Here is a 21,187-nt window from a genome sequence, read left to right as displayed (position 1 = left end):
TGTTCCCCCACCTGAACGGTCATCAACGACGACGGTCACCGACGACCGGGTGGCCGTCCAGCGCGAGGGTAACCCTGGCGTGGCGGGAGACGGCGGGATTGTCGATCAGCTGTGACAGGTGAGGGATCACCGGCGAGGAACCCCCGGCGCCTCAGACCAGCGCGCGCCCCAGCACATAGACCACCGGCGCCGCGGCAGCCAACGGCAGCGCCACGCCCGCGGTGAAGTGAACGAACCGAGACGGATAGTCGTAGCTCGCCACCCGGTGCCCGATCAGCGCACACACCGCCGCGCCCCCACCGAGCAGCGCCCCACCGGCCCCCACCCCGGTGATCGCACCGACCAGGGCACCCGCACCGACACCCGCGAGCAACGCGGCCGCCACGGACGCCACCGTGGGCAACGGCAACGCCCGCACCACGACCGCGACAGCGACCGCCGCCGCGCCCACCGTCACCGCGTCCGCCTCCGCCGCGAGGTACCCCGAGGCGACGATCGCCAGCGCCGCGGACGCCACCGCCGCCATCAGCCCGTACATCCGCTCATCCGGATCCGCGTGCGACCGCAGCTGGAGGACCAGCGCCAGCAGCACCCAGACACCCAGCGTGCCAAGGATCGCCGCCGGCGCACGGTCCGCGGCGAGCAACGCCACGTCCGCCGTCAGCGCCCCCGCGAAGGCCAGCGCGATGCCCTGCCGGGCGGGCCACATGCCGTTCAGCCGGAACCAGCCCGCCGCCGTCACCGCCTGCAGGGCGACGAGGGGTACGAGCAGGGCGTACGACCCGATGGCAGCCGCCACTGAGAGCAGCAGCCCCAGCAGCGCCGTGAGCCCGGCCGGCTGCATCCCCGGCCCGATGATCGGGGAACGGCCCTCGAGCCGCGCCCGCTGGGCGTCGGTGATACGGGAGTTCCCGGCGACGGTCGCGGGCCCGTAGGAGGGGCCGTCCCCCTGCTCGGCCTCAGCGTCAGCCTCCGCCTCCGCGCCGGACCGGGGCGCCTGGGCGCGAACCTGCTGCGCCTGCGCCTGTGCCTGTGCCTGCGGACGGGGCTGGGCATACGACTGCCCGGTCTGCCCCTGCACCTGAGGCTGAGGTTGAGCCTGCGCGTGCCCCTGAGACGGCACCCCGTCCCAGCCCCCCGCCTGATACCCCGGCGCATGCCCGCCCCGGTACTCCGAGGAGGCAGCCCCTTGGTCCCGGTACCCGGCTGGGTCCTGGTAGCCGACTTGGTCCTGGTACCCGGCCGAGTCCTGGTACCCGGTGACATAAGGCCCCGCCGCCGCCCCCGTCTGCGGCGGCACGTAGGCCGTCTCCGGCGCCGCGGCCGGCGGGACCGGCGGCTGCATCTGGGTCTCCCAGGTCTGCCCCTGCCACTGCTGCGTGTACTGCTGGGCGGCCTGCGGATCGTCGTACGGCTGCTGCTGTGCGGGCCACCCCTGCGGCGGCGTCTGCCGCTGGTACGGGTCGTATCCCTCGTGACCCTGCTGGTTCCCCTGATAAGGGGTCCCGCCCTCATACGGCTGGTTGGTCATCTCACCCTCCTGCGAACGGCGGGAGCACCTCGACCGTGCCGCCGTCGGCCAGCCGTACCGTCTCATGTCCGCGGGTACCCACGGGGTCACCGTCGATGAGGAACGAGCATCGCCGCAGTACGCGCGTCAGTTCCCCGGGGTGTCGCGCACGCACCGCGTCGAGCGCCTCGGCGAGCGTGTCCGCGTCGTACGGCTCCTCGGCGACCCCGGCGGCGGCCTTCGCGGCGGCCCAGTAGCGCACCGTGACCTTTGCCATCTGGTTCCTCAATCGATTGACGTGATCACCGCCAGGAAGTCAGGACGTCAGGAAGCAAGGGCGGTGAGCATCGACCAGGCTAGCCCGCCCGGCCGGCGGCCCAGTCCCCGATCCGGGCCAGCAGTCCCTCGGAGGCCGCGTGCTCGGCGTGCCCCATGCCGGGCTCCAGCCAGAGTTCGCCATGGTCACCGGCCGCGTCGGCCAGCATGCGCGGGTGGTCGAGGGGGAAGTAGCCGTCCAGTTCGCCGTGCACGATCAGCAGCGGTGTGGGCGCGATCCTCGGGACGGCCTCCACCGGGGACATCGGCACCGGGTCCCACCCGCGGTGATGGATCCGGGTGCGGAATCCGTAGCGGCCCACCAGACGTCCCTCGGGCCGGGTCACCAGCCAGTGCAGCCGGCGCATGCGGGGAGTGCCCCGGTAGTACCAGCGCGCCGGCGCGCTCACCGACACCACCGCGTCCGTGTGCGCCCCGTCCGCTCCGGCCCCGCCCTCCCTCTCGCCGTACATCGCCGCGTGCCGCAGCACCACCGAGCCGCCCATGGAGAAGCCGACGGTCACCACGCGTGTGTGCCCGAGCTCGCGGGCCCAGCGCACCGCGGCCGCCAGGTCGAGCACCTCGCGGTCGCCGACCGTCGAGCGCCCGCCCGAGGCACCGTGCCCGCGGAAGGAGAAGGTGACGACGGCGGCGTGCCGGGTGAGGGCGGCGACCACCCGTCGTACATGCGGCCGGTCCACGTCGCCCGTGAAGCCGTGGGCGACGACGAAGACCAGGTCACCGGTGGATGAACGCGAGGCGTCGTATACGACCGTGCCCGGGTCGTATACGGAATCGATCGCCACCCCGTCATCGGCGGCCAGAATCGTCCGCAAAGGTGTACGTCTGACCGTCTCAAAGTTCGGACGAACCGTCGATCGTGCCACATGACCTGCCGTACCAGCGCCCATGTCGGCTATTCTGCTGGACAGAGGACTCGGGCAGCGTAGCCCCCGGGTCCTTTTGTGCTTTCGGACGCGTTGTATACGAAGCGGGAAACTCCAGGTGACCGCAGGTGTACGAGCTCCCCGGGATCGCAGAGCAGGTGACGTACCAAACACGTCCTCGCAGGGACCGAGGAGGAACCAGACGTATGAGTTCACTGCTGCTCCTGACCAATGCCCTCCAGCCGTCGACGGAGGTGCTCCCGGCACTTGGCCTGCTGCTGCACAACGTGCGCGTGGCTCCGGCGGAGGGCCCCGCCCTCGTCGACACCCCGGGCGCCGACGTGATCCTCGTCGACGGCCGGCGCGACCTGCCGCAGGTCCGCAGCCTGTGCCAGCTGCTGCGGTCGACCGGCCCCGGCTGTCCGCTCGTCCTCGTGGTGACCGAGGGCGGCCTCGCCGCCGTCACCGCCGACTGGGGCATCGACGACGTACTGCTGGACACCGCGGGCCCGGCCGAGGTGGAGGCGCGACTGCGGCTCGCCATGGGCCGCCAGCAGATCGTCAACGACGACTCCCCCATGGAGATCCGCAACGGCGACCTGTCGGTCGACGAGGCGACCTACTCCGCCAAGCTCAAGGGGCGGGTCCTCGACCTCACCTTCAAGGAGTTCGAGCTCATCAAGTACCTCGCCCAGCACCCGGGCCGCGTCTTCACGCGCGCACAGCTGCTGCAGGAGGTCTGGGGCTACGACTACTTCGGCGGCACCCGGACGGTCGACGTCCACGTACGACGTCTGCGCGCGAAGCTCGGCCCCGAGCACGAGTCACTGATCGGGACCGTCCGGAACGTCGGTTATCGATTCGTTACCCCGGAGAAGGGCGACCGGTCCGGCGACGAGGCCAAGGCCAAGGCCGGTCAGGCAAAGCCGGAGGATACGGACGAGGCGGGCGCCCTGGACGGCGTCGAGGTCACGGCCGAGGCATAGAAAGGCACAGCGGACGCTCGGGCGGGGCGTCACCGGCGCAACTTTCGCGCAGAAGGGTGACGGCCGGGCGGCAAGGGACCTCCTTCACGCCCTGCCCAGAGCGGGTCCATCCGCGTAGACTCCGCGCGTGGCCAAGGTGACTCGCGATGACGTCGCGCGACTTGCAGGTACCTCCACTGCCGTCGTCAGCTACGTCATCAACAACGGACCCCGGCCGGTCGCCCCGGCCACGCGCGAGCGTGTCCTCGCCGCGATCAAGGAGCTGGGCTACCGCCCCGACCGGGTCGCCCAGGCGATGGCGTCGCGGCGTACGGATCTCATAGGCCTGATCGTGCCGGACGCACGCCAGCCCTTCTTCGGGGAGATGGCGCACGCGGTCGAGTGGGCCGCCGCCGAGCGCGGAAAAATGGTCCTCGTCGGCAACTCCGACTACGTCGGCGAGCGCGAGGTCCACTACCTGCGGGCCTTCCTCGGTATGCGCGTCTCGGGGCTCATCCTCGTCTCCCACGCGCTCAACGACCTGGCCGCCGCCGAGATCGAGGCGTGGGACGCCCGGGTCGTGCTCCTCCACGAGCGCCCGGAGGCCATCGACGACGTCGCCGTCGTGACGGACGACCTGGGCGGCGCCCAGCTCGCCGTACGCCACCTCATCGAGCACGGTTACGAGTACGTCGCCTGTATGGGCGGCACCGCGGAGACCCCGGCGGTCGGCGACCCGGTCTCCGACCACGTCGAGGGCTGGCGGCGCGCGATGGCCGAGGCGGGGATCCCCACCGAGGGGCGGCTCTTCGAGGCGCCGTACAACCGCTACGACGCGTATCGCATAGCGCTCGACATTCTCGCCGGGCCGGACCGCCCGCCCGCGATCTTCTGCTCCACCGACGACCAGGCGATCGGCGTGCTGCGGGCGGCGCGCGAGCTGCGGATCGATGTTCCGGGGGAGTTGGCGGTCGCCGGGTTCGACGACATCAAGGAAGCGGCGCTGGCGGATCCTCCGCTGACGACCGTCGCGTCGGACCGGTCGGCGATGGCTCGGGCCGCGGTGGATCTTGTGCTCGACGACGGGTTGCGGGTCGCCGGGTCGCGGCGGGAGCGGCTGAAGGTGTTTCCCTCGCGGCTGGTCGCGCGCCGGTCGTGCGGGTGCGCCTGAGCGGTGCGTCTGAGGGTGCGCCTGAGCGCTGAGGGCAACTCTCTGAAGCTTGTCTGAGAGAGCTCGCCACCCTTCCAGAACCGCCTTTATATCGGGCATACGACCTTCTGCCGGGCTTCTCAGTCGGCACTCAGGAAGCTCTCATGGTCGGGCGACAAGCTCGTTGCCATGACCGAGAGCTTCCGCCGCAGCGGCGATCACGAGAACCCGTACCAGTCCGGGTACGCCCAGCAGCACGCCTCCTCCCCCATGAACCCCGAGTGGCCGCCCCCGCCGGCGCACGAGCCGACGGTCCAGCCGGGCGGCGAAGCCCCCACCGCACTCCTCACCGAGCCCGTCGCCCACCCGCCGAGGTCGCGGCGCCGGCCCCGTGGACCCGTCGCCCTGCTCGCCGCCGTGGCGATCGTCGCCGCGGCGATCGGTGGCGGTACGGCGTACGGCATCCAGGAGCTCACCGGCAGCGACACCGTCGCCACCTCCAGCTCCACCAGCGCCAACGTCGTCCCCTCCAGCCAGAAGGGCACGGTCTCCGGGGTCGCCAAGGCGGTCAGTCCGAGCATCGTCGAGATCAATGCCCAGTCCAACGCCGGTTCCTCCACCGGCTCGGGCGTGATCATCACCAGTGACGGCGAGATCATCACCAACAACCACGTCGTCTCCGGCGCCTCCTCGGTCAAGGTGACGACCAGCGACGGCAAGGAGTACACCGCCGAGGTCGTCGGCACCGACAGCAGCAAGGACCTCGCGCTGATCAAGCTCCAGAACGCCTCCGGGCTGACGACGGCCACCCTCGGCAACTCCGACGGGGTCCAGGTCGGCGACCAGGTCGTGGCGATCGGCTCGCCCGAGGGCCTGACCGGCACCGTCACCAGCGGCATCGTCTCCGCGCTCAACCGTGACGTGACCGTCTCGACGGACGAGAGCCAGGGCCGGCAGCAACAGCAGGGCGGCGGATGGCCGTTCGAGTTCGGCGGTCAGCAGTTCAACGGCGACACCGGCTCGTCCACGACGACGTACAAGGCCCTCCAGACCGACGCGTCCCTGAACCCCGGCAACTCCGGCGGCGCGCTGATCGACATGAACGGCAACATCATCGGCATCAACTCGGCGATGTACTCGGCCGCCGGTTCGAGCTCGTCCGACGCGGGCAGCGTGGGCCTCGGCTTCGCGATCCCGATCAACACCGTCAAGGCCGACCTCGCGAAGCTGCGGGCCGGCTCCACCGACTGAACCACGAGACGCAAGCGGGAGCGCACCATGATCCAGCAGATCGAGCACACCGCGACCGGCGTCGGCCCGGCCGACCTCGCCCTGGCCCTCGCCGTCGCCGGTGCCCTGCACGCCCCGACGGCCGCGTCCCGGGCGCCCGAGCTGGCGACCGCCGACTCGCGCGCGGGCCGCCGTACCGCCGCCGCCCGCGGCCGTCGCCGTACCGTACGCGGCTGAGAACGTGCGAGGCTGAAGGCGTTCCGCCCGCTCAGCCCTCCCCCGGCCAGCCCCCTTTCCCACCGCACCCGAGGATCCGAGCCCATGAGCCCCGCCGACGGCGACCGTGACCCCCAGCGCATCCTGATCGTCGACGACGAGCCGGCGGTGCGTGAAGCACTTCAGCGCAGCCTCGCCTTCGAGGGGTACGACACCGAGGTCGCGGTCGACGGCGCGGACGCCCTGGAGAAGGCGACCGCCTACCGGCCCGACCTGGTGGTCCTCGACATCCAGATGCCGCGTATGGACGGCCTGACCGCCGCCCGCCGCATCCGCGGCGCCGGCGACACGACACCGATCCTGATGCTGACCGCCCGCGACACGGTCGGCGACCGCGTGACGGGCCTCGACGCGGGCGCCGACGACTACCTGGTCAAACCCTTCGAACTGGACGAACTCTTCGCCCGGGTCCGCGCGCTGCTGCGGCGCAGCTCCTACGCGGCGGCGGCCGGCGCGGGCGCGGCGGAGGAGGACGAGGCGCTGACCTTCGCCGATCTGCGCATGGACCTCGCGACGCGGGAGGTCACGCGGGGTGGGCGGCCGGTGGAGCTGACCCGTACCGAGTTCACGCTGCTGGAGATGTTCATGGCGCATCCGCGCCAGGTCCTGACGCGTGAGCAGATCCTGAAGGCCGTGTGGGGCTTCGACTTCGAGCCCTCGTCGAACTCGCTGGACGTGTACGTCATGTACCTGCGCCGCAAGACCGAGGCCGGCGGCGAGCCGCGGCTCGTGCACACGGTGCGGGGCGTGGGGTATGTGCTGCGACAGGGCGGGGCGGAGTGAGGAAGGTACTACGCCGGTTCCGGTCGCTGCCCATTCGGTCACGGCTGGCGCTGCTGGTGGCGGCGGCGGTGGCGTTCGCGGTGGCGGCGGTTTCGGTTACCTGTTGGTTCATCGTGCAGGGGAAGCTGTACGAGCAGCTCAACGCCGACCTCAGGAAGATGTCGCAGCCCCAGCGGTACAGCCAGGTCGTGGACCTTCTCGACGCCTGCCCCCAGAGTGTCCAGACGAACCAGACCGACCAGGCCGGCATCAACGGCCTGCGGACGCAGAGCACCTACATCCAACTGGTCAAGGCAGACGGAACGCCCTGCGTCTCCTCCACCTCGGCAGGCACCGTCAAGGTCACCAGCGCCGACAAGGATGTGATTAAGGAAGCGAACAGCAGCAGCGGCGGAAACGCCCTCGACGGGGCTCTCGACGGGGTCATCCGCAACGGCACCGACTCGGACGGCAACGCCGTACGCGTGTTCACCGCGCCGCTGGTCGTCAGCCAGAGCCCGGTGAGCCCCCCTCAGCTCTACCCGGACACCGCGCTCCTCGTCGCGGTCCCTCTCAAGAACACCCAGTCCACCCTCAACGACCTCGCCCTCATCCTCCTCCTCGTCTCCGGCGTAGGAGTGATCGGTGCGGGCGCCGCCGGCCTCGCCGTGGCCCGTGCCGGGCTGCGCCCCGTCGACAAGCTCACCGATGCCGTGGAACACGTCGCCCGCACCGAGGACCTGAACATCCGCATCCCGGTCGAGGACGAAGCCGAGGACGAGGTCGCCCGCCTCTCCCGCTCCTTCAACTCCATGACCTCGGCGTTGGCCAGCTCTCGCGAACTCCAGCAGCAGCTCATCGCGGACGCCGGCCACGAACTGCGCACCCCCCTCACCTCCCTCCGCACCAACATCGAACTCCTCACCCGCAGCGAGGAGACCGGCCGCCCCATCCCCGAGGCGGACCGCAAGGCCCTGCTCGCCTCCGTCAAGGCGCAGATGACCGAACTGGGCGCCCTGATCGGCGACTTGCAGGAGCTGTCCCGCTCGGAGGGCCAGCGGGGTGAGCGCGTCCAGGTCATCTCACTGGCGGACACGGTCGAGTCCGCCCTGCGCCGCGCCCGGCTCCGCGGCCCGGAGCTGACGATCACCGCCGACATCCAGCCCTGGTACGTACGGGCGGAACCGGCGGCCCTCGAACGCGCCGTTGTCAACATCCTCGACAACGCCGTGAAGTTCAGCCCCGAGGCCGGCACGATCGAGGTCGCCCTGCACAACGGCGTCCTGACCGTCCGCGACCACGGCCCCGGCATCCCCGCCGACGAACTCCCCCACGTCTTCGACCGCTTCTGGCGCTCCCCGAGCGCACGCGCGTTGCCGGGATCGGGCCTGGGCCTGTCGATCGTGGCGCGTACGGTGCAGCAGGCGGGCGGCCAGGTGACGCTGACCCGCGCGGAGGGGGGCGGGACGGTGGCCACGGTACGGCTGCCGGGGGCGCCTACTCCGCCGCCGGAGGCGGTGTAGGGAGCTCAAGCGGGTCGGCTTCCTGCCAGAAGACCTCGTACACCAGGATCTGCGGATTCTCGAAGCGCCGATTGAAGCTATAGAGCAGCCACCCGTAGCCGTCGTCGAAGTACAGGATGCACGGCCCCTTGGGGTCGCTGGCCTGCCGCCTCCCTCGCCCCCCCTGCTCTCCCCTCCCGCACCAAGCCGCAGGTTCCCGGAGATCGCCGGAGCCGCTCCTTGCCATCCGCACCGCCCCGCTATAGCCTTACGATCGTAAGTTAAACGATCGTAATTCAATGACTTAGGGAGTCTGTGATGGCGACAGATCGGCCGGTAGTACTCGTAACGGGGGCGTCATCGGGGATCGGCAACGCAACCGCTCGCGCCTTCGTCGCAGCCGGGTTCGAGGTGATCGGAACCGGGCGGAACACCTCGGGGCTCACCCCGCCCGCCGGTGTGACCTTCCTCGACCTCGACGTGACCAGTGACGAATCCGTCACCGCCGCCGTACGGGAAGTGATCGAACGGTTCGGTCGGATCGACGTCCTCGTCAACAACGCCGGTCTCGGCTCGGCCGGCGCCGCCGAGGAGAACTCCGTCGCCCAGGCCCAGCGCCTCTTCGACCTCAACTTCTTCGGCCTCGTCCGCATGACTAAGGCCGTCCTGCCGCACATGCGCGCCCAGGGCCGTGGCCGCATCGTCAACCTCTCGTCCGTCCTCGGCGTCATCCCGCAGCCCTACATGGCCCTCTACGTCGCGGCGAAGCACGCCGTCGAGGGCTACTCCGAGTCCCTGGACCACGAGGTCCGCGAGCACGGCGTCCGCGTCCTGCTCGTCGAGCCCGGCTACACCCGGACCGCCTTCGACGCCAATGCCGCGCAGCCCGACACGCCGCTGCCGCTGTATGCGGAGCGGCGGCGTGCCTTCGACGAGGTGGTCGCCGCGGCGATGGAGGCCGGCGACGACCCCGCCGTCGTCGCCAAGGAGATCGTCACTGCAGCCACCGCCCCGAAGCCGAAGCTGCGCTACACCGCCGGACCGCTCGCCTCACGCATCACCACCGCGCGACGCCTCGTCCCCGCCGGGATCTTCGACAAGCAGATCCGCAGATTCAACCGGATGCCCGGCTGACGTCGCACCCGGTCTCACCATGGGAATCAGTGCGGAAGCACAGCAGTTCGCGCAGTTCCTGAACGTCGACGGCGTCCCCGCCCTGTGGGCCATCCCCGAGGGCGCCGACCCCGACAGGGCGCTGCTCCACTTCCACTTCGGCGGATCGGTCACCGCCTCGATCCCATCGGACCACAAGGCCGCCGGCCACATCGCCAAGGCGGCCGGAGCCCGCTCACTCGTCGTGGGCTTCCGCCTGGCGCCCGAGCACCCCCACCCGGCGCAGATGGACGACGCCGAGATCCCGAGAAGATCACGCAAAGGACGGCTGCCATGAAGGCATTCATCGTCGAGAAGTACGGCAAGGACGGCGTACGCGCCGCAGACGTTCCCGAGCCCACCGTCGGGGACAGCGACGTCCTGGTCCGAGTGAGCGCCGCCAGCATCAACCCGCTGGACAAAATGGTCCGCAACGGGGAGTTCAAACGACTCCTGAAGTACAAGCTGCCCTTCGTGCTCGGCCACGACGTCGCCGGCGTCGTGACGCAGGTCGGGTCCGCCGTGCGCGACGTGGCCGTCGGCGACGAGGTCTACGCACGTCCCCGCGACCTGCGGATCGGAGGCTTCGCCGAGTTCATTGCGATCGACCAGGACGACGTCTCACCCAAGCCGGAGTCACTCACCCTCCGCGAGGCGGCCGCGGTACCGCTGGTGGCCTTGGCCGCCCGGCAGATCCTCGTCGACCGTGCCCAGGTGAAGCCGGGTCAGAAGGTTCTCGTCCACGCCGGTGCCGGTGGCCTCGGATCGACGGTCATCCAGCTCGCCAAGCACCTCGGTGCCACGGTGGCGACGACCACGAACAGCCGCACCGAGGAGTTGGTCAGGAGCCTCGGCGCCGACATCGTCGTCGACTACACCAAGGAGGACTTCTCGCAGGTGCTGTCCGGCTACGACCTGGTGCTGGACTCCCTGGGCGGGGCGAACCTCGAGAAGTCGCTGACAGTGCTGAAGCCGGGCGGCCTGGCCATCGGTGTCGTCGGCCCGCCGGACGTCGGGTTCGCCAGGCAACTCGACGCCCCCTCGTTCATCGGCGTGGTCATGACCGCGCTCAGTCGCAAGGTGCGCAAGCAGGCCAAGGCCCTGGGCGTGCGCTATCAGTTCTTCTTCATGCAGGCCAGCGGCTCCCAGCTCCGTGAACTCGGCGCCCTGTACGACAACGGACAGCTCCGCCCGGTCATCGACCGAACGTTCCCCTTCGACCAGACGCTCGAGGCGATGGCGTACGTCGAGCAGGGCCGTACCACGGCCGGAAAGGTCGTGATCTCGATGGCGCCCGACAACGACTGAACCCACACCATTGGAGTACGTTCGCAATCCAATACGATGAGCGAAGCCGCCGGAGGGCAGGTGACCCATCATCCGGCGCACAAAGGAGCGAGCGCGTGGCGCGTTACGGGAAAGAGCACAAGCAGGCGACGAGGCAGCGGATCATCGAGACCGCCGGCCGCCGGTTCAAGCGGGACGGTATCGACGGCTCGGGCATCTCGACGCTGATGGCGGACGCCGGACTGACCAACGGCGCCTTCTACGCCCACTTCGCATCCAAGGACGACCTCGTGGCCACCGCGGTCGCGGACCAGTTGAGCGCCCAGTACGCGAACGTCATCGAGCAGGCGGCCCCCGGCATCGCCGGACTCGAGCAGATCGTACGGCGGTATCTGTCGCCCCAGCACCGAGACAGTCCCGACGACGGCTGCCCCTCCGCGGCACTCCTCGATGAGATCGGGCGCTGCGCGGACGAGACCAAGCAGGCGTACACCGACGGCGTGCTCGCCGTCATCGACGGTATCGCCGCTCGCCTGGCGCCCGCCGATCCGCGCTCGGTGCACACGAAGACCCTCAGCGTCTACGCCATGATGGTCGGAACGCTGCAGCTCTCCCGCGCCCTGGCCGACCGGCGACTCTCCGACGAACTCCTCGACGAGGGCATCCGCAACGCCCTCACTCTGCTCGGCGTACAGGAGTCCCGCTGACCCGCCGCAGCACCACCCGGCAGCCTCGACGAGCCGCTCCACACCACGCTCCATCCTGGCCGACGCCAAGGCGTGCGAACGCGCGGTGCGCATCGCACGTACCCGGGCCACAGAATGCCTCGCGGACGTCCTCCGTATCGCGGTCAGCGGGCGGGCGCGGGAGAACACCAAGAGCTGACCAACGCTCGATCATGAGTTCCCCGCGATCGGCCATGATTCAGTAACGCGAACGTTTGTCCTGTCCTTCGAGCGTACGTTCCGTCCCGTGAACTCAGACAGAGCCGTCGGCGCCCAGCCGACCGCATCCGCACTCAAGCGTGTCGCCCTCCCCTCTCCCGCCCGCCGCGCACTCCTGCGGGCCGGGCTGACCGGGGCCGCGGCACTGGGGGCCACCGCCGCCCTCGGCACGGCCCCCGCCTCCGCCACCCCCACGACCACCCGGCACCGGCCCGGCACCCCCGAGGAAGCCCTGCGCGAGCTGGCCGCGGGCAACCGGCGCTGGCGCACCTTCCGCGAGCGGCACCCGGACGAATCGCCCGCCGTGCGCCAGAGCCTGACGTCGGGTCAGCACCCCTTCGCCCTCGTCCTCGGCTGCATCGACTCCCGGGTGCCGCCGGAGCTGGTCTTCGACCAGGGCCTTGGTGACCTGATGACCGTGCGCTCCGCCGGAGAGGTCCTGGACGAGGCCGTACTCGGCAGCGTCGCCTACGGCGTGCTCGAACTGGACATCCCGCTGGTGCTGGTGCTCGGGCACCAGTCGTGCGGTGCCGTGAAGGCCGCCGTCGCGGCGGACGAGAGCGGCGAGCGGTTGCCGGCGCACATCCAGTACATCGCCGACCGGATAGCCCCGAACATAGACCGCACGAAGGAGGGCGACGCCCGCGTCGACTCGACCATCGACGCCAACGTACGGTCCGTCCGCACCGCTCTCGCCGCCGAACCGGACCTCGCCGCGAAGGTGACCAGCGGCGAACTGGCCATAGTCGGCGCCCGCTACGAACTCACCACCCAGCTCGTCCACCGCCTGGCCTGACGTAGCAGCAACCGAGGCATCTATAAAGGCCCTGAGAATTGGAGAGGAACTACCCGCGAGTTTCCACAGGGTCGCCCCCGTCAAGAACTACGCGCGCATCCGAAGTCAGCCAGGTCAGCAGTTTCTCGGCGCCCTGCTCGGCTTCGGGGCCGTAGCCGTCTCCATCGATCACGGCACGAAGCAGGCGCATGGCCTCCGGCCGGAACTCCGAGCCGAGGGCGACCAAGGCCTTGACGTCCCGGCGGCGATCCTCGGCTGTCGTCCATGGACTGGTGATGAGGCCGGCCAGAATCTCGGCGGCCGACGTCCGGTACCTGCCGCCGGCCGTGGCCATGAGGTGGGCCAGGTCGCGGCGGTCGCCATGGACGAACAGCCAACCATGGGCGAATGCTTTGAAAGCCTCCACCGCATCGTCGACGTATCTGCCGCCGAGGCCGATCAGTTCATTCGCCGCGCGCACCCGGTCCTCGCGCGATGCTGAGCGCCGTCTGATGAGACGCTTCAGGATCCTGGCCGCGGCGGGCTCATGCTTCGCTCCCAGCGTGATCAAGAGCTCGGACAGCGCGATACCGTCGCGAGCACGGGTCCACGGCCGCCGGGCCACTTGGCGGATGGTTCGTGCGCTGCCATCGGTATACGGCTCGCCCAGGCTGACCAGGATGTCTACGGCGAGACTCCTGTTCCCACTTGTGTTCCAGTCCATCTCACCGGAACTGCGCCGAGCGGCTATCGCGCCGACGGCGCGAGCCACCTCTCGGGCCCGTCCGCCGTCGACACAGAGCAAGGCGCGAGCGGCCAGCAGCCTTTCGCTGTCACTGGCCCGACGATCGGTGACGAGGGCGAACAGGACCGCCGGATCCGTGGGCACATGCGTGCCACCGAGGGCCAGCAACGCTCGTGCGGCGGTCCGTCGACGCTTGCGGTCGCTGCCAGGTCCGTCGAGGTCGGCCCGCAGCCCTGCCACGATCAGGTCCAGCCAAGGTTCGCCGAGCGAGTGGAAGCGCTGCGCGACCAACTCCCGTTGTTCGCCGCCCAGTCGTGGATCACTCAATCGGCGGCGCAGGGCGGCTGCCGTCTCCTCGATCCGACCACCACGGGTTCTGCGCAGGGCCTCCACCGCATTGTTCGCGTCACCCGGGTCGACGTCACGGCCCGCCACCAGTTCCTGCCACAACGCCGGATCGTTCACCGGCAGAGGCACCTGGATCGCGAGCAATGCCTGTGCCGCGACGAGGCGATCCTTGCGCGGCATTCCGGTGTCCAAGAGCCGGGATCGGATCTTCCGGGCGGCCGTCTCCACTTCCGGCGCGCCGAGCCTGCGCAGCGCCGTCGCAGCACCTGCCCGCACATTGGCACTGCTGGACCGGTCGACGAGCACGCCGTACAGCGCACGCGCCACCTCGTCGGCGACACCGCTTCCGGCCTTCGCCATGCGGGTGGCGGTGTGCAGGCGCAGTGACGGGTGGGCCCGGCGGTGGTCCAAGATGCGCCGCAAAGCCGTCAGCTGTTCCTCCAGCGTGTCCTTGGGCACGTTGGCAATGAATTGCTGCGCCGCCCTGCGGGCCCGTTTGCTGATGTGGCGCGCTTCCAGGATGCGCTGCGCCCGATGACGTGCCTCCTCCGCGTACGCGCCACCCAGCCGCACCAGATACTGCCCGACGTAGAGGCGGTGGTCGGCATCCACAGCGACGTCGTCCATGATCGCCCTGCAGGCGCAGGCCGCGTGTTCCCGGTACTCGGGAGCGAAGTGGGTCAGCTCCATGGCGGACCGTATCCGTTCCCCGTAAAGATCGGCGTCCGGGTCGGCGGCGATGTCCTGGAGTATCCGCGCGGCTTCCTCGGCGTACGCCTCATCGACTCTGGAAAGGATGATCGCCACGCCCCGGCGGAAATACCGAGTGTTCAGGGGGTCGGTCATCAGGTCCCGAATGACCTGAACCGCGACCGGGCGGTGCTCCTCGCCCAGTTGCGCCAACACAATCGCGGCGGACAGGCGGCGACCCCCGCTCAGCAGGGGGTCTTCGGCGATCCGGGCGAGGATCCGTGCGGCCTGAGCGGCATGGTCGTCGCCGAGTTCGGCGAGGGCCCGGGCAGCTGCCTCCCGATCGTGATCGTCGGCTCGCCGGTTGGCCAGGACGGTACGGAGAACCGTTGCGGCCTCCTCCTCGTGCTCGGGATGGCCCTCGACCAGGACGCCTGCCGCACGCCGCAGGTGGAACATGTCCGCGTTCGGCATTGCGGAGATCTGCACAAGGGCCCGCGCGGCATCCGCTGGAGCGTGGGCCATCAGGGCTTCGGCAGCCTTCAACCGGTACGACGCACCGGCGCAATGCGCTTGGTCATGGAGGTACGCCTGGACCGCGGGGTGCCGAATGCGGGACAGCGTCAGCCAGACGGCGGGGTCGGAGCCGGCCTCGGCGATCTCCAGAAATCGCTGATAGTGGCTGTCCTCGGCCGGGCATCGCCCCGCCAGCAGTGCGCCGGCCAGCTCATGGCTTCCGTGCGCGTCCGCCAACAGCCATTCCAGCAACCGTCGTCCGCTGCTCCGGTGACGGTGGCAGTAGTGGACGAGTGCGTCACGGTGGAGTTCGCTGAGCGGATGGCCGGTGTGGCCCGAGGCTGCCAGCAGGCTCGTACGCAATCTCTCGTCCCGGAGATCGAAGGCCTCCGGAAGACCCCTGGCGAGCAATTCCGCCGCCAGATGCTCGGCGAATGTCGTGTGCAGGAACTCCACGCCGCTGCCGTCCCGAACCAGCAGCCCCGTTGCCAGCAGCGCGTCCATGACGGCGTTGGGCCAACCGTCCAGAGGCGGGGCCGCGCCGTATCGCCGGCCCCGCTCATCCGTCGCGTGCTCCTCCCACCAGCGCAGCGCGGTCCGCGGTAGGTCCTGTGCGCCGCCGGCGACCCGGGCGTGGGCCAGATGGAGCATCAGTTCCTCGAGCTGCTCCCTCAGCCAGACCACGGCGCTACGGGCGCGCGGCACACCGTCGGCCCGCGCCATCAGTCGCCGCCACCCGTCCTCTGCCCGATCGCGCTTGGCAACCAGCAACTGCATCCGGAACTGCTCGTACAGTGCCCAGCGGTTGTCCGGCAGTGGAGTCCCGGGCGCGTTCTCGAAGACGATGGCGGTGACGGTCGCCAACAGCGGATTGCGCAGCAGGTCGCTCAGTCCGCCCTCGTCGAGCTGTTGGAGGAAGTCCTTGGTCAGCTCCGGGCGGCCGGAGTCCTTGAACCACGTGTGGGCGAACTCCTCCAGCCGCGGCCGGGTGAAGGGATCCAGGGTGTAGGCATGGAAACCGGCCTTCTTCAGCTCCCCCCTGGCTTCAGGATCCTGGCGGGTGGTGACAAGCATGCACAGCTCGCTGGGCGCATCGCTCCCGGCCTGGTCGGCGAGGCGACGGATGAACCGGCCGCGTTGGTCGTGGTGCACCTCGTCCAACGCGTCGACCAGGACCAGCCAACGGGCTCCGGACGGCAGCCATGGCAGTTTGCCATCCCCGGTGTCGAGGCCGGTTGCCCGCGCGACGGCGCTCTCCAGCGAGTGTTCGGCCCCGGCCAGCCGCGAGGCGTTGACCAGCAGAGGGACGAGACCGCCGGACGCGCTCGGAGCCGCGAGGACCGCACCACCCATGTCCAGGGCGCAGCTGTTCAGCAGTGTGGACTTCCCGACGCCGGGCCCGGCCTCGACGAGCAGATGCCCGGCGGGGCCACCGCCCATGACCTCTGCCAGCACGTCCTCCAGCCGCCGCGGCGATCCGGCCGTCGGCGTACCTCCGGCACCTGGCCCGTACTCCGCGTTCTCCTGCCCCGCGGAGCCTTCCGCCTCCTTCTCCTCCGGACGGCTCAGCATCTGGCGGACGTACACAGCGGTCAGCCGACGCGGACGGCGGTCCTGCCGGAAGCGGTACGGAAGCTCATCCGCCTCTGCCCGCTGACGGTCCAGCAGCGCGCGGACACCGGGTGGCAGCCAGTGCGGGAGCGAAGTGGCAGGGACGCTGACCTGCCTGGCCGGGAGCGGCCACGTCTCGACACCGTGCTCGGCGAGGACCCTCAGGAACTCGGGATCCCGCAGGTCACCCAGGTCGGTTCCGGTCAGAACCCTGCGGTCACCAGCGGGGCGATGGCTGGTGACGACCCCGGCCAGCAGCCCCTCCCGCACGGTGAGGATGCCGGCTCCGGAGTATCCCGCCCATGGCGATTCAACAGCGGTCGACGGCCACGGATCACTGGTGCGGACGGCCAACTGAATCTGATGGTCGGTGCGGTCCGACCCGAGCTGGATGGTTGCGTTCATCTGATGGCTGCGCGGCTGGTCCTCCAGCGTGAACCGGGGGAAGCCGACCGCGTGCACCTCGATCTGGCCGATGTCGCACGGCAGGCCGGCGAACCGGACCGGTGGCAGCAAATTCCGCTCCGCGTCCAGCACCAGCAGGGCGAGGTCACGACCGGCGTGCGCAACCACTCGCCGGACCGCGGCACGGCCGGCCGACGCCGCGGTCCGTATCTCATAGCGTCTGGATTCGTCCCGTACCCCGTGTGCGGCGGTGATCGCCAGATCGCCGACCAGCAGGAAACCGGACCCCATCAGCCGCGGCGGCCCGTCTCCTCCCGTACCGACGACCTGCGCGACGCGCTCGTACCCACCCGTCATGCCTGACACTCGTCAGCCCTCGGGACTCAGTCCGGCATGGCTACGGGGTCAGCCCCGTCCGTACCGGTGAGAACCCGGCCGCCGTTGGGCGTCTCCGCCTTCAGCTGGAGCGACACGGTATGGGTGGTGGCCGTGCTCCCGGACGCCTTTCCATCCGCCGACAGCACCCAGAACTTCACACCACCGCCGCTCTCCCTGGCATGGGTGACCATCACCTGAAGATCCAGATTGACGTTGTCAACATGCAGCCTGACCGGCTGGCCCTGCGCTTGGAGCGTGGCCTCGGCCAGCTCGTCCCGCAACGCTTTCAGCGCGTCCGCGAGTCTGATCTCCATGGTCGCCTCCCCCTCCGGGCCGTTGCCCAGGCACGCGTTCACTTGCTGCAACGCATCGTAAGTGCACGGTATGACAGTGGGCTTGGCTTCCTGGCAAGGGCAGTTGGGGCCGCTCAGTGCCCCACCGCCAACCCCGCCCCCTCCAACCGCACCCTGATCCCGTCCTTCTCCACCCGCACATCCCGCAACCGCAGCTGTCCGCTCGGTGGCTCGGGCAGGTGGAAGGCCAGGGAGAGTTGGTCGACGAGGACCGGGCGGGTGAGGCGGGGCAGGGCGTCGAGGAGGGCGGGGTCGAAGCCCAGCAGGGCCAGGAGCTGAGGGTGGTCGAGGGCCAGGTCGATGAGGTTCAGGCGCATGGCCTGGCGGACGAATCGGGGGGTGCCGATCAGGTCGGTGAGCTTGGACTCGTTGCGCAGCGCCTCGCGGACGAGGGAGTCGGGCACTCCCAGGCGTCGTACCACCGACGGGATGGACAGCAGTGCCTTCGCCTTGCGGGTCTCGTGTGCGAGCCGGGCCGCCGACGCCCGGCTCAGGTGCAGGCCCTGAGCCGCGCGGGCCCCGGGGCGGTACGTGGCCAGGTCCCCTATGTCCAGGCGCATTCCGCCGATGTGGGTGGCGATGCCGCGATCGCCGTCGCGCAGGATGCGGGCCTCGGCACGCAGCCGGAGGTCGTGCCCGGCGACCGGCAGGGTGCCGCGCGCCCGGACGCGGTCACGGCCCTCTCCGGTGAACGTCACCTGGGATGCGCCGAGTTCACGGTTGAGGTCGGCGAAGGAGAGCAGGACGTCGCCCTCCAGATGGGGGACGTCGGCGCCGCGCACCGAGGCGGGGCCGTCGGTGTCCAGCCGTACGTCTGTCGCCGTCGCCGTCACCTGGGCCAGCGAGACCCGGTCGGCGGCCACGTCGGGGACGGTCACCTTGACCGAGTCCAGCCGCTCGTCGGCGAGTTGGGTGAGGAAGGGGAAGCCGCCGATCTCCACCTCGGGCGCCGCCGCGAGGTTCAGACGGGTCTTGAGGGTGGCCGCCGCTCTGCGTTCGGCATAGAGGAGGGCCCAGCGGTCGGCGAGGCTGAGGAAGGCGGCGAGGACGAGCAGGCCGACCACGGCCTTCATCGCGAACGGCAGGCCCGCCAGCCGGCCGCGCCGCTTGCGCCGGCCGCTGCGGCGGTGGTTGGGCGGGGCCCAGGGATCGTCCCGGGCCTCCGCCTCTTCCCGCTCGTCCTGCCCGTCCTGCCCGTTCTGCCTGTCCTGCCTGTCCTGCCTGTCCTCTGTGTCCTCGACCAGGAATTCATCCAGCGGACTGTGGTCCAGACTGCCGAGTTCCTCGTAGGGGTTTGTATAGGGATGCGCCGTTATGTGGTGGGGGGAACGCATCGGCCCATCCGACCATGCGCACGCCCCCCACCCGCAACCTCTACCGGGGGTTTGCGATCTAGTTCACGTCAGTTCACGAACTACCGCGTTGAACTACCTCACCGCTTCACTTCACGACGGTGATCCGGTTCGCCGCCGGCGGCGCGATCGGGTTCGTGGCCGAGGAGTTGGCCGTCAGGTACTTCTCCAGCACCGTCAGGTCGTCCGTGCCCACGAGGTCGTTCGTGCCCTGGCCCAGCGTCGGGAAGCCGTCGCCGCCGCCCGCGAGGAAGTTGTTCATCGCGACGCGGTAGGTGGCCGTCGGGTCGATGGCCGCGCCGTTCAGCTTGATCGAGTCCGTCACCACACGGTCCGCGCCCGACTTCGTCAGGTCCAGGGTGTACGTCAGGCCCGAGGAGATCTGAAGGACCTTCGGCGAGGCCGCGTTCGTGCCGCTCACCTGCTCCTTCAGCACCTGGATCAGCTGCGCGCCGGTGAGGTCCTGGAGGTTCAGGGTGTTGGAGAACGGCTGCACCGTGAAGCCCTCGGCGTACGTCACCACGCCGTCGCCCTCAGCGCCCTTGGCGGCGAAGGTCAGCGGCGCCCGGATGCCGCCGGGGTTCATCAGCGCCAGGTCCGTCTCCGGGTCCAGCTCCTTGCCGTACGCCAGCTGCGCGTCGGCGATCAGGTCGCCGAGCGGGGACTCGGTGCCGCTGTTGGCGATGTCGGCGGATATGTAGCCGATCGAACGGTTTCCGATGGGCGCCGCGAGGGTGTTCCACCTGCTGATCAGCTCGGTCATGTCGGGCGCCTTGGGGACGTCCCGGGTGACCACGTGGTTCGCGGACTTCACGGCCGTACGGGCGATGTCGCCGGTGAAGCGGTCGTACGTCAGCGTGGTGTCGGTGTAGAGGCGGCCGAAGGAGGCGGCCGAGGTGACCATGCGGGGCTTGCCCGACGGGTCGGGGATCGTGCAGACGTACGCCGCGTGCGTGTGACCCGTCACCAGCGCGTCCACCGACGGCGTGATGTTCTTGGCGATGTCGACGATCGGGCCGGAGATGCCATTGCCCGCGCCGGCGGAGTCGCAGTCGTAGTTGTACGCGCCGGACGCCGGGGCCCCGCCCTCGTGGATCAGGGCGACGATCGACTTCACGCCCTGTGCCTGGAGCACGCGCGCGTACTTGTTGATCGTCTCGACCTCGTCCTTGAACTTCAGGCCCTTGACGCCCTCGGCGGAGACGACACCGGGGGTGTCCTCCAGGGTCACGCCGATGAAGCCGACCTTGACGTCCTTCTTCTTCCACACCCAGTAGGGCTTGAGGATCGGCCTGCCGGTCTTCTCGTCGAGGACGTTCGCGGCGAGGTAGGGGAAGTCGGCGCCCTGGAACTCCTCGTCCGTGTAGCAGCCGGCGGTGGGGTGGCAGCCGCCGTTCTGGAGGCGGGCCAGTTCCCTGGCGCCCTCGTCGAACTCGTGGTTGCCGACCGAGGTGACGTCCAGGTCGAGCTTGTTCAGCGCCTCGATGGTGGGCTCGTCGTGGAAGAGGCCCGAGATCAGCGGGGAGGCGCCGACCATGTCGCCGCCGGCCGCGGTGATGGAGTACTTCTTGCCCTCGCGGGCCTGGCGCAGATGGGTGGCCAGGTACTCCACGCCGCCCGCGTCGATGGTCTTCGTCGTGCCGTCCGGCTGGAGCTCGGTGACCCGGCCGGAGGAGCCCGCCGGCGGCTCAAGGTTGCCGTGCAGGTCGTTGAAGGACAGCAGCTGGACGTCCTGGTAGCGGCTGAACTGGTGACCGCCGTACGTCTGGGAGCTCTCCCCCGCCGACGCCGTCGCCGATGCCGTCGCGGGCAGCGCCGCGGCCAGCGCGCCCGCGGTGGCGAGCGCGGCGGCACCCGCGACCAGTGCGTACGTACGGCGTCTGCGGTGCTGCTGGTGGGATGTGGCTGACATCCGCCCCCCTGTGAGTCGTAAGTGACATGCCCCTGTCCGGCGGCAGCCTAGAGTCAACGCGCGTAGCGCGACAGGGGGTTCCTGGTTACACCTTGATTGCTTCTGTGCCAGGACTTTGTCCG

General features: G+C 70.0%; 18 protein-coding genes. 11 read left to right on the top strand and 7 right to left on the bottom strand.

Annotated features, from left to right (window positions below):
* Window positions 1-151: 151 nt before the first annotated feature.
* The 3 genes from ACZ7NC_RS35340 to ACZ7NC_RS35330 all read right to left on the bottom strand — a co-directional run bounded on the left by ACZ7NC_RS35340 (window position 152) and on the right by ACZ7NC_RS35330 (window position 2,736).
* Window positions 152-1,531: a hypothetical protein gene (locus ACZ7NC_RS35340; protein WP_471494493.1), complete on the bottom strand. Its 1,380-nt coding sequence runs from the start codon at window positions 1,529-1,531 to the stop codon at window positions 152-154.
* A gap of 1 nt (window position 1,532) precedes the next feature.
* Window positions 1,533-1,787 carry a MoaD/ThiS family protein gene (locus ACZ7NC_RS35335; protein ID WP_383414364.1) on the bottom strand — a complete coding sequence of 85 codons (255 nt, stop codon included), beginning with the start codon at window positions 1,785-1,787 and terminating at the stop codon, window positions 1,533-1,535.
* Between the two features lie 79 nt (window positions 1,788-1,866).
* The gene (locus ACZ7NC_RS35330; RefSeq protein ID WP_471494491.1) at window positions 1,867-2,736 is read right to left on the bottom strand and encodes an alpha/beta hydrolase; all 870 of its coding nucleotides are present in this window, start codon (window positions 2,734-2,736) and stop codon (window positions 1,867-1,869) included.
* A gap of 182 nt (window positions 2,737-2,918) precedes the next feature.
* Between ACZ7NC_RS35330 and ACZ7NC_RS35325 the strand changes: the two genes are divergently transcribed.
* From ACZ7NC_RS35325 to ACZ7NC_RS35275, 11 genes are all read left to right on the top strand, one after another.
* Window positions 2,919-3,698, top strand: coding sequence for a response regulator transcription factor (locus ACZ7NC_RS35325; RefSeq protein WP_471494489.1), 780 nt, complete (start codon window positions 2,919-2,921; stop codon window positions 3,696-3,698).
* A 127-nt stretch (window positions 3,699-3,825) separates the two neighbouring features.
* Entirely contained in the window at window positions 3,826-4,848 is a 1,023-nt protein-coding gene (locus tag ACZ7NC_RS35320; RefSeq protein WP_471494487.1) for a LacI family DNA-binding transcriptional regulator, read from the top strand.
* 168 nt (window positions 4,849-5,016) lie between these two features.
* Entirely contained in the window at window positions 5,017-6,078 is a 1,062-nt protein-coding gene (locus ACZ7NC_RS35315) for a S1C family serine protease (protein ID WP_471494485.1), read from the top strand.
* Window positions 6,079-6,105: 27 nt separating this feature from the next.
* The gene (locus tag ACZ7NC_RS35310; RefSeq protein ID WP_471494483.1) at window positions 6,106-6,294 is read left to right on the top strand and encodes a hypothetical protein; all 189 of its coding nucleotides are present in this window, start codon (window positions 6,106-6,108) and stop codon (window positions 6,292-6,294) included.
* Between the two features lie 84 nt (window positions 6,295-6,378).
* Window positions 6,379-7,116: a response regulator transcription factor gene (locus ACZ7NC_RS35305; protein WP_471494481.1), complete on the top strand. Its 738-nt coding sequence runs from the start codon at window positions 6,379-6,381 to the stop codon at window positions 7,114-7,116.
* On the top strand, window positions 7,113-8,618 hold the full coding sequence (locus ACZ7NC_RS35300) for a HAMP domain-containing sensor histidine kinase (RefSeq protein WP_471494479.1): 1,506 nt from the start codon (window positions 7,113-7,115) through the stop codon (window positions 8,616-8,618). The genes ACZ7NC_RS35305 and ACZ7NC_RS35300 overlap by 4 nt, the downstream gene beginning before the upstream one ends.
* A gap of 297 nt (window positions 8,619-8,915) precedes the next feature.
* A complete protein-coding gene (locus ACZ7NC_RS35295; protein ID WP_471494476.1) occupies window positions 8,916-9,731 on the top strand; it encodes an oxidoreductase in 816 nt (271 codons plus the stop codon).
* Between the two features lie 19 nt (window positions 9,732-9,750).
* Window positions 9,751-10,047: an alpha/beta hydrolase fold domain-containing protein gene (locus tag ACZ7NC_RS35290; RefSeq protein ID WP_471494474.1), complete on the top strand. Its 297-nt coding sequence runs from the start codon at window positions 9,751-9,753 to the stop codon at window positions 10,045-10,047.
* Window positions 10,044-11,057, top strand: coding sequence for an NADP-dependent oxidoreductase (locus ACZ7NC_RS35285; protein ID WP_471494472.1), 1,014 nt, complete (start codon window positions 10,044-10,046; stop codon window positions 11,055-11,057). Before ACZ7NC_RS35290 ends, ACZ7NC_RS35285 begins: the two co-directional genes overlap by 4 nt.
* Before the next feature lie 95 nt (window positions 11,058-11,152).
* On the top strand, window positions 11,153-11,743 hold the full coding sequence (locus tag ACZ7NC_RS35280; protein WP_471494470.1) for a TetR/AcrR family transcriptional regulator: 591 nt from the start codon (window positions 11,153-11,155) through the stop codon (window positions 11,741-11,743).
* A 265-nt stretch (window positions 11,744-12,008) separates the two neighbouring features.
* Window positions 12,009-12,776, top strand: coding sequence for a carbonic anhydrase (locus ACZ7NC_RS35275; protein WP_471494468.1), 768 nt, complete (start codon window positions 12,009-12,011; stop codon window positions 12,774-12,776).
* Between the two features lie 49 nt (window positions 12,777-12,825).
* On the opposite strand, the gene ACZ7NC_RS35270 is transcribed toward ACZ7NC_RS35275, so the two are convergent.
* The 4 genes from ACZ7NC_RS35270 to ACZ7NC_RS35255 all read right to left on the bottom strand — a co-directional run bounded on the left by ACZ7NC_RS35270 (window position 12,826) and on the right by ACZ7NC_RS35255 (window position 21,065).
* Complete coding sequence (locus tag ACZ7NC_RS35270) at window positions 12,826-17,427, bottom strand: trypsin-like peptidase domain-containing protein (protein WP_471494466.1); 4,602 nt, start codon at window positions 17,425-17,427, stop codon at window positions 12,826-12,828.
* Window positions 17,428-17,453: 26 nt separating this feature from the next.
* Entirely contained in the window at window positions 17,454-17,762 is a 309-nt protein-coding gene (locus ACZ7NC_RS35265) for a trypco2 family protein (RefSeq protein WP_471494464.1), read from the bottom strand.
* Between the two features lie 113 nt (window positions 17,763-17,875).
* Complete coding sequence (locus tag ACZ7NC_RS35260) at window positions 17,876-19,135, bottom strand: LmeA family phospholipid-binding protein (RefSeq protein WP_471494462.1); 1,260 nt, start codon at window positions 19,133-19,135, stop codon at window positions 17,876-17,878.
* A 106-nt stretch (window positions 19,136-19,241) separates the two neighbouring features.
* Complete coding sequence (locus tag ACZ7NC_RS35255) at window positions 19,242-21,065, bottom strand: bifunctional metallophosphatase/5'-nucleotidase (RefSeq protein WP_471494459.1); 1,824 nt, start codon at window positions 21,063-21,065, stop codon at window positions 19,242-19,244.
* Window positions 21,066-21,187 lie beyond the last annotated feature (122 nt).

This window comes from Streptomyces sp. NPDC111802 (assembly GCF_055634335.1).
The sequence above is the reverse complement of the archived record's forward strand: the minus strand, read 5'-3'. Positions and strand labels throughout refer to the sequence as shown.